Raw genomic sequence first — 11830 nt, 5'->3', positions numbered from 1 at the left:
TGTTGTTAAAGACGGTGCAACTGGTGCGAAAGGTGACACTGGTGCAGCTGGTGCGAAAGGTGATACTGGTGCAACAGGCGCTACTGGTGCAACTGGTCCTAAAGGTGATACTGGTGCAACAGGCGCAGGTGCTACAGGTGCTACTGGTGCAACAGGTGCTACTGGCGCAACAGGTGCTACAGGCGCAACAGGCGCTACTGGTGCAACAGGCGCTACTGGTGCAACTGGTCCTAAAGGTGATACTGGTGCAACAGGTGCTACAGGTCCAGAAAAACATGTTGATGTGATTTCTGGTAACGTGAATACAACTAAAGTTGAAGTGAAAGCTAACGCAAGTAAAGATGGTCGTGATCGTTTCGTTGTGTCAGCTAATACAACTGGTATTACAACTACAGTGAACAATAATGGTACTGTAAGTGTTGATCCTAACGGTAATGGTGATAGCTTAGTGAACGCAACCACTGTTGTGAATGCGATTAACAATGCTTCATTTAACATTACTACTGGCAACCATGTTGACAAAGTTGTAACAGATACAGCTGCGGGTAGCGTACAATCACAAGTGAAACCGGGTTCAACTGTAACGATTACTTCAGGTAAAAATGTAGCAGTTAACCAAACTGTTGATACAGCTGGTAACCCAACTTTCATTATTTCAACAACTGCGGATGTAACTCACAACAATGTGACAGCAAATAATATTGTTGCAACAAATGTGACTGCGGGTGACGTAACAGCTGAAAATGTAACAGCAAATAACGTGACTACGAAGAACATCACTGTTGAAAATGGTGGTAACATCGATATGGGCGGTAACCAAGTTCATAACGTAGCGAACGGTACAAAACCAACTGATGCAGTGAATATTAGCCAATTAAAAGCTAACACTACTAAAGTGATTTCTGGTCACCAAAGCAATGTAACCTTAGTATCAGATAATGCAGATGGTAAAGTTTACAAAGTAGATGTAAACACTACTGAGTTATCTAATGTAACTACGAATGGTGATATTACTGTTCCAGCTGGAAACGGTTTAGTTACAGCGAAAGATGTAGCTAATGCAATCAACTCAGCTTACTGGAAAGTTGCAGATAACGATGGCAATGTTCAACACAATGTAACAGCAAGTAACACCGTACAATTCGTAAATGGTAAGGGTACAAGCTCTAATGTAACTAAAGCAGAAAATGGTAAAAATTCTGTAAGTTACAATGTGAACGTTGGTGACGGTTTATATATCGATAGCAATAATAAAGTAGCTGCAAATGTTACAGATGTTAAAGCTGGTGATAATGTTACTGTTAATAAAGATGCTAAAGGCGTTTACACTGTAAGTGCAAATAATACACAAGCAAGTGTAACGACTGAGCCAAATAAAGGTATTACAGTAACTCCAACTACTAACGCAAATGGTACAACCAACTATAAAGTAACTGTTGATATCGATAACGATACAATTACCGTGAACAACCAAGGTAAATTAGTATCTAACGGTGCAACTAACTTTAACGTATCAACTGTGGATAAAGGTAACCAAGTTGCAAATAAAGGCGGTAATTCAACTGCTCGCGTAACAAGTGGTAAATCAGTCACTTATGCGGCAGGTAAAAACATCGCAATTGAGCAAAATGGCACTGAAATCCTTGTATCTACAACTGAGGATGTGAACCACAACAGCGTAACCACTAATAACTTAACAGTTAACGAAGGTGGTAACTTAAAAGTTGGTCCAAACTCAACAGTTGATATGGGCGGTAACCAAATTCACAACGTGAAAGCGGGTGAGAAAGATACCGATGCAGTGAATGTGTCACAATTACGTAACAACATCACTAACGTGAACAATCGTATCAACAAGGTACAAAAAGAAGCACGTGGCGGTATCGCAGGTGCTAACGCAGCAGCAGGCTTACCACAGGTTTACATCCCAGGTAAATCAATGGTTGCAGCTTCTGCAGGTACCTTCAAAGGTGAAAGCGCACTTGCGGTGGGTTACTCACGTTCAAGCGATAACGGTAAAGTTATCCTTAAACTACAAGGTAACGCGAACACCCAAGGTGACGTCGGTGGCTCTGTAGGCGTAGGTTACCAATGGTAATTTAGCGTCTTGCTAAACTAGAATGAAAAACCCAGCTTCGGCTGGGTTTTTTTTATTGTGATTTTTAATAGAAAGGAATTTTTAATGTTTAAATACTGAAATTTTTAATGTTTTTATACAATTATGCTTTTTTGTTATAAAAAAAGTGTGCTGCTTAATTGACATAGCATTCTAGACGTCTAAAATACAGAAAATTCAATTAAAAGATGGGCAGATTTATGATTCAGCTGAAAAACATCAGCAAACAGTTCGAGGTAAAAGGGAAAATTATTACCGCCTTGGATAATGTTAACTTAGAAGTGCCTAAGGGTACGATTTATGGCGTAATTGGTGCCAGTGGTGCAGGAAAAAGTACGCTGATTCGTTGCGTGAACTTATTAGAACGTCCAACTATTGGTGAAGTCATTGTTGATGGTAAAGATTTAACCAAACTTTCAGAAAGTGAGTTAATTCAAGCTCGCCGTAATATTGCGATGGTTTTCCAACATTTTAATCTACTGGCTTCTAAAACCGTATTTGAAAATGTTGCGTTGCCATTACATTTAAATCATACGCCTAAAGCGCAAATTGAGAAAAAGGTTAATGCGTTGCTTGAGCTAGTGGGGTTAACTGAACGTAAAGATGTTTATCCAAGTAACCTTTCAGGTGGTCAAAAACAGCGTGTGGCAATTGCCCGTGCGCTAGCAAGTGATCCGCAAGTGTTATTGTGCGATGAAGCTACAAGTGCATTAGATCCTGCAACAACGCAATCTATTTTACAATTATTAAAAGACATCAATAAACGGTTAGGTCTCACTATTTTACTGATTACGCATGAAATGGAAGTGGTAAAACGCATTTGTGATCGTGTGGCGGTGATCGATAAAGGTCAGTTGATTGAAACAGGTTCTGTGAGTGAAATTTTTTCTAACCCTAAAACAGAGTTGGCACAAAAATTTATTCAATCGACTTTCCATTTTGAGCTACCAGCAGAATATACTGCGCAGCTTTCAGCGCAATCAACTGCTAATAGTAAGCCAATTATTAAATTTGAATTTACTGGCCGCTCAGTTGATGCACCGTTACTTTCTATGGCATCGAAAGAGTTCGGCATTGATTTTAGTATTTTAATGTCTCAAATTGACTATGCTGGTGGCGTGAAATTTGGTTTTGTAATTGCTGAAGTGAGTGGCAATCATGATGATATTGCACAAGCAAAATTCTATTTAATTGATAATAAAGTAAAAGTTGAGGTGTTAGGCTATGTGGGATAATTTTATGCAAGAAGTCACACCTCAAATGTGGCAGATGATTGGCTCTTCAACGCTTGAAACGGTTTATATGGGCTTTTTTGCAACCTTAATGGCAGTTGTTGTAGGTTTGCCTATCGGGTTTTTAGCATTTTTAACTGGAAAAGGTGAGATCTTAGAAAACCCGCGTTTGCATCAGGTTTTAGATGTCATCATCAATATTGGTCGTTCAGTACCATTTATTATTCTCTTGATTGTGTTGTTACCATTTACGCGTTTGCTCGTTGGCACAACGTTAGGTACAACCGCGGCAATCGTGCCGTTAAGTGTTTCGGCTATTCCATTTTTTGCGCGTTTAACCGCTAACGCACTATTAGAGGTGCCAACTGGTTTAACAGAAGCAGCAAAATCAATGGGGGCAACAAATTGGCAAGTGGTTACGAAATTCTACTTACCAGAATCTTTACCTATTTTAATTAACGGTGTGACGTTAACTTTAGTTTCACTAATCGGCTATTCTGCTATGGCTGGCGCGGTTGGTGGTGGTGGTTTGGGTAACTTAGCTATTAGCTATGGTGAACACCGTAATATGGTTTATGTGAAATGGATTGCAACCATTATTATTGTAGCGATTGTGATGATTTCACAAAAAGTCGGCGATGAATTAGCCAAAAAATATGATCACCGTTAAAACGGGGGTCACTCAATTTTCTATTAAGAGGTATTTTTATTATGAGTTTCAAAAAAGTATTAAGCATTGCCGTACTTTCTGCATTAGCATTAAGTGGTTGTAATGAAGAGAAAAAAGCGGATGCAGCACCAGCTACTGCAGCAAATAAAATTAAAGTGGGCGTAATGTCAGGCCCTGAACATACTGTTGCAGAAAAAGCAGCAAGCATTGCCAAAGAAAAATATGGCTTAGATGTGGAGTTTGTTTTATTCAATGACTACGCATTACCAAACACGGCTGTGAGCAAAGGTGATTTAGATGCGAATGCAATGCAGCACAAACCTTATTTAGATAAAGATAGCTCATCTAAAGGGTTAGACAACTTAGTGATTGTTGGTAATACCTTTGTTTATCCGTTAGCGGGTTATTCGAAAAAAATTAAATCAGTGAATGAGTTAGCAGATGGTGCAGTCGTGGCAGTACCAAATGATCCATCTAACCTTGCTCGTGCGTTGATTTTATTAGAAAAACAAGGCTTAATTAAATTAAAAGATAACACCAACTTATTCTCAACAACGATGGATATTATTGAGAATCCAAAACATCTAAAAGTACAAGAAGTGGATACTTCTGTGGCGGCAAAAGCATTAGATGATGTGGATTTAGCGGTAGTAAATAACACTTACGCGGGTCAAGTTGGATTAAGTTCAAACGATGGTATTTTTGTTGAAGATAAAGATTCTCCATATGTGAATATTATTGTGGCGCGTAAAGACAATAAAGACACCAAAGCGGTTCAAGACTTTGTAAAAGCTTACCAAACGGAAGAAGTGTATCAAGAAGCACAAAAACACTTTAAAGATGGTGTAGTAAAAGGTTGGTAATTTACTTGATGTAAATTCACTTTCTGCAAGCGGTGGAATTTTAAGAGAGATTTGCAAATATTTCTAAAAATATCACCGCTTATTTTTTTCCTCAAATTTAAGGATTTAACATGAAATTAACAAAATTATTAGGCGTTGCGCTAGTATCTGCATTAGCATTAACCGGTTGTAAAGAAGAGAAAGCAGCTGAAGTACAGAAACCATTAAAAGTGGGCGTGATGACAGGGCCTGAGGCGCAAATGACTGAAGTAGCAGTGAAAATTGCAAAAGAAAAATATGGCCTAGATGTGGAATTAGTACAATTTACGGAATACACGCAACCAAATGCAGCGTTACACGCAAAAGATTTAGATGCTAATGCATTCCAAACTGTGCCTTATTTAGAGCAAGAAAGTAAAGATCGTGGTTATAAAATGGCGGTAATTGGTAACACATTATTATGGCCAATTGCGGCATACTCTAAAAAGGTAAAAACGTTAGCTGAGTTAAAAGACGGTGCGATTGTTGCTATTCCAAACAACCCAAGTAATACTGGCCGTGCGTTATTGTTACTTGAAGCGAATGGTTTAATTAAATTAAAAGATTCGAAAAACTTGTTCTCAACAGAAAACGATATTATTGAGAATCCAAAACATATTCAGATCAAACAAGTTGATACGGTGTTATTAACTCGTTCATTAGATGATGTGGATTTAGCTGTTATCAATAACACTTACGCAGGCCAAGCAGGATTAAGCCCAGAGAAAGATGGTGTGATTGTAGAATCAAAAGATTCGCCATATGTGAACTTAGTCGTTAGCCGTGAAGATAATAAAAACGACCCTCGTTTACAAACCTTTGTGAAAGCTTTCCAAACAGAAGAAGTTTTTCAAGAAGCGTTAAAATTATTTAACGGTGGGGTAGTGAAGGGTTGGTAATCTTTCAATAAAGAAAAAAACCTGTGTGGAATCGATTCTACACAGGTTTTTTTATTAGGATTCAGTTGCTGGGAACATTAATGGGTTTAAACCGCTACGGAATAAGCCTTTTTCTTCTAGTTCCATATCTAGGAAGAGTGAGGCAAGATCGTCAGCGACAGGTTCCACATATGGGTCTTTTTCTTGGAACATAATTTTTAGATAGCTTTCACATTCATGACAGCTTTCAGCACGCACAACGGCAAGTTTTTCATCTAAAGACCACATTTCTATATTTTTCTGATTATTGCAGTTGGTACATTGTGCTCGCACAAGGTTCCATTCACTCTCACATAACGAACAATGGACATAGCGAAGCCCTTGTGAGGTACCAATTTGCACGATACTTGCCACAGGTGCACTACCACAAACAGGGCAATGGTGAAGGTTGTCATAATCCTCTACACGGCTGTTGTGCGGAATTTGTTGAGTTAATTGTACCCAGTAAAGTGAGAGTGCCGCCCAAATGAACACAGCTTTATCAGCACTCACTAAGTTGAATTCTTCGCTTAATAGGGCAGTTGCCATCGCTTCTAATTCACTTTTTGCTGATTTTTCTAGTAATTCAATAGTAGCTAAAATCTGGTCGTTAGCTTTAGGCTTAATTTCTGCCAAAATTGCAGTTAAATAAGTAAGCCAAATATCATCTCGTTTAAAAGTTTTCGCATCAAGCGGTTGGATTTCTGCTAAGTTTTGCAAGTTTCCTTGTGGGGCTAATGGCTGGTTTTCTAATACAGCTAATTGGCTTTCCACTAAGTCTGCAGCAAATAAAAGATAGTTTGCTAGCGGATGATTTTCTGCTAAAGATCTTAATCTTTTAGCACGGCGTTGATAGAGATTTTTCGGGTTGGCAAATAAAATCGGGGGAACATCATAGCTGTTCGTTTTTTGTTTGATTTCATCTACCGAAAGAATTTTGATACTCATAATGTGCTCTGTAATATTGGAGCAGATAAGGCTGCTCTAAAAGGGCTGATAAAAAAGTGCGGTTATTGTAACCGCACTTTCTTGCTTTAGCCATTTATCCCTTTAAATAAAGCTTTGGCTTTTACTTTTTTACCTTTAGCTTCATTTTCTAGGTCTTCTTCTAATTCCGGCAAAACTTCTTCACGATACCATCTAGGGTGGTGTTTTTTCGCCCAGCGAACGGTTACCCAACCTTCTACGATGCCACGAATTGAGCCTTTAACCCAGAATGCCATATACATATGTACCAAGATACCGGTAAATAGCATAAATGCACTTGCTGAGTGAAGTAGAATTGCAATTCTCAATACAGGAATTGAGAAGTGGTGCGAGAAATATTGGCGCCACATAATGATACCAGTAATTAATAAGGTCAACATTGCTAGATTTAATGTCCAGAACAACATTTTTTGACCTAAGTTATATTTACCGTTATCAGAAACTGCGTGCTCATTGCCTTTTAGAACTTCAACGACACCTTTTGCCCAGCGAATATCATTTTTCTCAGGAACGTTGTGATCCCAATATAATAACGCAAGGTAAATAAAGGCGATAAACATTAAAATCCCAGTGAAAGGGTGAATCGCACGTGCCAGTTGTGGCGTACCTAAAATTTCTGTTAACCACGCAAAGTCTGGGAAGAAAAATGCAACCCCAGTAAACATGGTTAAAAAGAAGCTGATTACTAAAAACCAGTGGCTCAAGCGAGCAGGCGTTCTGTGACGAACCACGCGAGTATCATTGCTGATCTCAATTTTGTTCTTACTCATGTTTGCCTCCTTCTTGATGAGCATCGGTTTCGTGATGATCTTCAACGTCTTCTTCCGCATTCGGGCCTACTGTTAAGTAGTGTCCGATTTCAGCAAGCGCTAAACCACCCATTGCAACAGCGGCTACTGGTTTCAAGATATCTTTCCACAAGGTGACTGTTGGGTCAATTTGTGGATCTTTTGGTAATCCTGAATAAAGTTCCGGTTTATCTGCATGATGGAGTACATACATAACATGTGTACCACCCACACCTTCTGGGTCATAAAGACCAGCGTTTTCATAGCCACGAGATTTCAAATCAGCCACACGTTTTTCTGCGTAGATTTTCATCTCTTCTTTAGAACCAAAACGGATTGCGCCAGTTGGACAAGTTTTCACACAAGCTGGTTCTTGACCAACAGAAACACGATCCACACAAAGGGTACATTTGTACACGCGATTGTCTTCAGGGTTCATACGTGGAATGTTGAACGGACAACCTGCAATACAGTAACCACAACCGATACACTTGTCTGATTGGAAGTCTACAATACCGTTAGCGTATTGGATAATTGCACCTGGTGCTGGACAAGCTTTTAGACAGCCTGGTTCTGCACAGTGCATACAACCGTCTTTACGGATTAACCATTCTAAACGATCGTTTTCTTCCACTTCATTAAAGCGCATCACTGTCCATGCTTTCGCATTAAGATCAACTGGGTTATCGTAAATCCCGACACATTGTGCGTTGACATCAGAGCGGATGTCATTCCACTCTGAACAGCCAACCTGACAAGCTTTACAGCCGATACAGGTACTCACATCAATGAGTTTGGATACTTCTACTTTATGATCTCTCGCTTGAGGCGGTGATGTTAAGCCCGATGTTGCGGAGACTTTAATAATATCTTGCGTTTGAACGCCTTCGCCATTACCTGCCATATTATGCCTCCGCCTTCTCGATATTTACCAAGAATGTTTTATATTCTGGTGTTTGTGTGACCGATTCACCCCAAGATGGTGTTAAGGTATTAGTAGAGAAACCACGGTTACCTTTACCATTTAAGGCTTTCATATTCCAGTGAATTGGAAGACCCACATGGTGTACAGTGCGTCCGTCGATTTCTAAATCTTTCAGACGTTTTGTTACGACTGCAACGGCTTTAATATAGCCACGGCGAGAAGTAATTTTCACCATATCACCTTTTTGGATACCTTTCTCTGCTGCTAGTTTTTCACCAATTTCCACAAATTGTTGTGGTTGAGCGATGATGTTTAGCGCAGATTGTGCTGTCCAACTGTGGAAGTGTTCAGTCAAACGATAAGTTGTCGCCACATAAGGGAAGTCTTTGTTTGAGCCGATAAACTCACGGTCTTCTTTATAAATACGAATCGTTGGATCAGAAGATACTTTCGGATGTAACGGATTCGCATCAATTGGGCTTTCAATTGGTTCATAATGCTCAGGCATTGGACCACTTGTAATTTTATCTACTGCAAATAAACGACCTACACCTTCAGCAGACATAATAAACGGAGCTGTATCAGAACCTGGCGGTTGTGTACCATAGTCAGCCACATCTAACCAGTTCCAGTTTTTACCGTTCCATTTGATTAATTGACGGTGTTTATCCCAAGGATTACCGTTAATATCAAGAGAAGCACGGCTATAAAGAACACGGCGGTTTGCTGGCCACGCAAAGCCCCAACCTAATGTACAACCTAAGCCTGATGGGTCAGAGTTGTCACGGTTTGCCATTTGGTTACCTTTTTCTGTCCATTGGCCAACATAAATCCAGTTACCTGCTGAGGTAGTACCATCATCACGTAAATGGGCAAAGCCGCTGAGTAATTGGCCTTTTTTATACATTAAGTTGCCATTAGGATCGTAAATGTCCTCAAGCGCATAACCATTTAATTCTTTCGCTAACTCTTCAGAGCTTGGAGAATGTGGTTGTGCATAGTTCCAAGTCATCGCTTCAAAAGATTCTAAACCTTTTGGTTGAATACCTTTTTTCAAGTCTTCTTGATAGAGATGATGCATCTCTTCACGAATCATAGAAAGAATTTCTGCATCTGGTAGTGCTTCACCTGGTTGGTCACAACCTTTCCAGTGCCACTGCGCCCAACGGCCAGAGTTCGCGATAGAACCATCTTCTTCTGCGAAACAGGTTGTTGGTAAACGGAATACTTCTGTTTGAATTTCAGCAGAATTTACATTGTTTGATTCACCAAAGTTTTTCCAAAATTCAGAAGATTCAGTTTGAAGAGGATCCATAATCACTAAGAATTTCAACTTGCTCATACCCGCAACAGTTTTGTTTTTGTTCGGTAATGAGTTTAATACGTTGAAACCTTGTAAAATCCAGCCATTTAATTTGCCATCATTCATTAATTTAACATGAGTGATAGGGTCGTATAAGCGGTCAGATTTTGGTAAGAAGTCAAAGCCCCAACCGTTTTCTTTAGTCGCGTTATTACCATAGAACGTTTTCATCAGACTGACGAAGAATTTCGATGTATTACGATAGTAGTTTACTTGGTTTGGTACGATATCTTTTGGCGTAATCGCATTGATATATTGCTCATAAGAAGTATCTTTATCGTTTGGTAGACGCATATAACCAGGTAAAGATGTCGGCAATAAGCCCATATCTGTAGTACCTTGTACGTTTGAGTGTCCACGCAACGCATTAATACCGCCACCAGGCATACCCATATTACCTAAGAGTAATTGGATCATCGCGATTGAACGAATATTTTGTGTACCGATTGTGTGCTCAGTAAGACCTAACGCATATAAGTGCGTCATGGTTTTATTTGGCGCAGAGGTTTTACCAATTTCTTCACAAATATGTAAGAAGGTTTTTTGTTTTACACCAGTAATACGTTCAACCATTTCAGGCGTATAGCGAGAAACGTGATCTTTTAGAATGTTAATGACACAACGTGGATCTTGTAAGCTCATATCACGTTTAGCAAAACCATTCTCATCAAATTGGTAGTTCCATTTTGATTTATCATAAGAACGTTTTTCTTCATCAAAGCCTACGAATAAACCATCTTCAAATTTGAAGCCTTCATCAATTAAGAATGAAGCATTGGTATAATGTTTAACGTATTCGTGTTGAATTTGATTCGTTTCCAATAAATAACGAATTACACCCAAGAAGAATGCAATGTCAGTACCGGAACGGATTGGCGCATGAAGATCAGCTACAGAAGCTGTACGGTTAAAGCGAGGGTCAACCACGATGATTTTCGCGCCGTTTTTCTTCGCTTCAATTGCCCAACGGAAGCCAACAGGGTGAGCTTCAGCAGGGTTACCGCCTTGAACAAGAATAAGATTGGCGTTTTTGATGTCAACCCAGTTATTTGTCATGGCACCGCGACCAAATGATGGAGCAAGACTTGCTACCGTTGGTCCGTGTCAAGTATTCGCTTGGTTACACATCGGCACTATGCCTAACATTCTCACCCATTTGTGAGTAAGAAGTGCAGCCTCGTTGCTTATAGCTGAGGCAGTCATAATACCTGTGGTTGTCCAACGGTTAACAGTTTTGCCACTTGCATCTTTTTCTACAAAGTTGGCATCACGGTCTGCTTTCATAAGGCGAGCAATGCGTTTAACTGCGTCTTCCCAAGAAATACGTTCCCATTTATCAGAACCTGGTGCACGGTATTCCGGGTATAGTGCACGGCTTTCACTATTGATATAGTCTAATGCACCCGCACCTTTTGGACATAATGCTCCGCGGCTGATTGGATGGTCAGGGTCACCTTCAAGGTGGAATAATTTAGAACGGGTATTTGTACCTGTGTGGCTGCTTAATGCATTGTAAGGTTTGCCTGTGCTATATAGCAACATACCGCAGCTTACAGAACAATATGTACAGGTGTTACGAGATTCAAACGCTCGTAATAATTTGTATTCACGCGGTGCTGCTAAAGCGGTTGCTGGTGCAAAGCCCAACATCGCAGCAGACGTTCCCGCCATACCACCTGCACAGATCTTAAAGAACTTACGTCTAGAGACCTGCATAATCACTCCTTCTCTCATATAAATTTTATAATGAGATGATTTACTGAATAAACTAAGGTCTGAACAATTTGTCCAAACACTTTTATTAAATTACACGGATGTTAATTTAAACGGTATTATTCTAACGATTATTTAACTTATTCGCCATAATCATTCTTTGTTAGCTGATGAAAAATCTTTGCGCTAGATCATAAAAAAATGGAATTTTGTTAAAAATTTGCAAAATTAAATTAAA

The 11830-nt window shown here is 39.6% G+C and carries 9 protein-coding genes; 5 read left to right on the top strand and 4 right to left on the bottom strand.

Annotation, left to right across the window (positions count from 1 at the left end):
* From HSP_RS11085 to HSP_RS0105870, 5 genes are all read left to right on the top strand, one after another.
* On the top strand, positions 1–2098 hold a 2098-nt coding region (locus tag HSP_RS11085), incomplete at its 5' end, for a YadA family autotransporter adhesin (RefSeq protein ID WP_010129381.1).
* Between the two features lie 218 nt (positions 2099–2316).
* Entirely contained in the window at positions 2317–3351 is a 1035-nt protein-coding gene (gene metN, locus HSP_RS0105885; RefSeq protein WP_007525975.1) for a methionine ABC transporter ATP-binding protein MetN, read from the top strand.
* Positions 3341–4018, top strand: coding sequence for a methionine ABC transporter permease (locus HSP_RS0105880; protein WP_007525945.1), 678 nt, complete (start codon positions 3341–3343; stop codon positions 4016–4018). Before metN ends, HSP_RS0105880 begins: the two co-directional genes overlap by 11 nt.
* 41 nt (positions 4019–4059) lie before the next feature.
* Positions 4060–4881: a MetQ/NlpA family lipoprotein gene (locus HSP_RS0105875; RefSeq protein ID WP_007525940.1), complete on the top strand. Its 822-nt coding sequence runs from the start codon at positions 4060–4062 to the stop codon at positions 4879–4881.
* A gap of 110 nt (positions 4882–4991) precedes the next feature.
* On the top strand, positions 4992–5798 hold the full coding sequence (locus HSP_RS0105870; protein WP_007525942.1) for a MetQ/NlpA family ABC transporter substrate-binding protein: 807 nt from the start codon (positions 4992–4994) through the stop codon (positions 5796–5798).
* Between the two features lie 54 nt (positions 5799–5852).
* Here HSP_RS0105870 and fdhE read toward each other — a convergent pair whose 3' ends face one another.
* The 4 genes from fdhE to fdnG form a co-directional block, all read right to left on the bottom strand.
* Complete coding sequence (gene fdhE / locus HSP_RS0105865; RefSeq protein WP_010129380.1) at positions 5853–6764, bottom strand: formate dehydrogenase accessory protein FdhE; 912 nt, start codon at positions 6762–6764, stop codon at positions 5853–5855.
* Between the two features lie 86 nt (positions 6765–6850).
* A complete protein-coding gene (locus HSP_RS0105860; protein ID WP_007525976.1) occupies positions 6851–7573 on the bottom strand; it encodes a formate dehydrogenase subunit gamma in 723 nt (240 codons plus the stop codon).
* Entirely contained in the window at positions 7566–8495 is a 930-nt protein-coding gene (gene fdxH / locus HSP_RS0105855) for a formate dehydrogenase subunit beta (protein ID WP_007525932.1), read from the bottom strand. Before fdxH ends, HSP_RS0105860 begins: the two co-directional genes overlap by 8 nt.
* Position 8496: 1 nt before the next feature.
* Positions 8497–11595, bottom strand: a complete 3099-nt coding sequence (fdnG, locus tag HSP_RS0105850; RefSeq protein WP_139032664.1) for a formate dehydrogenase-N subunit alpha — start codon at positions 11593–11595, stop codon at positions 8497–8499.
* Between the last annotated feature and the right edge of the window lie 235 nt (positions 11596–11830).

Origin of the sequence: Haemophilus sputorum CCUG 13788, assembly GCF_000238795.1 — a bacterium.
Classification (GTDB): domain Bacteria; phylum Pseudomonadota; class Gammaproteobacteria; order Enterobacterales; family Pasteurellaceae; genus Haemophilus_A; species Haemophilus_A sputorum.
The sequence above is the reverse complement of the archived record's forward strand: the minus strand, read 5'-3'. Positions and strand labels throughout refer to the sequence as shown.

Excerpts from the sequence above, each read along its gene's own strand:
- HSP_RS0105860 (WP_007525976.1), bottom strand. The coding sequence starts at position 7,573 with ATGAGTAAGAACAAAATTGAGATCAGCAATGATACTCGCGTGGTTCGT.
- fdhE (WP_010129380.1), bottom strand. The coding sequence starts at position 6,764 with ATGAGTATCAAAATTCTTTCGGTAGATGAAATCAAACAAAAAACGAAC.
- HSP_RS0105870 (WP_007525942.1), top strand. The coding sequence starts at position 4,992 with ATGAAATTAACAAAATTATTAGGCGTTGCGCTAGTATCTGCATTAGCA.
- HSP_RS0105880 (WP_007525945.1), top strand. The coding sequence starts at position 3,341 with ATGTGGGATAATTTTATGCAAGAAGTCACACCTCAAATGTGGCAGATG.
- fdxH (WP_007525932.1), bottom strand. The coding sequence starts at position 8,495 with ATGGCAGGTAATGGCGAAGGCGTTCAAACGCAAGATATTATTAAAGTC.
- metN (WP_007525975.1), top strand. The coding sequence starts at position 2,317 with ATGATTCAGCTGAAAAACATCAGCAAACAGTTCGAGGTAAAAGGGAAA.
- HSP_RS0105875 (WP_007525940.1), top strand. The coding sequence starts at position 4,060 with ATGAGTTTCAAAAAAGTATTAAGCATTGCCGTACTTTCTGCATTAGCA.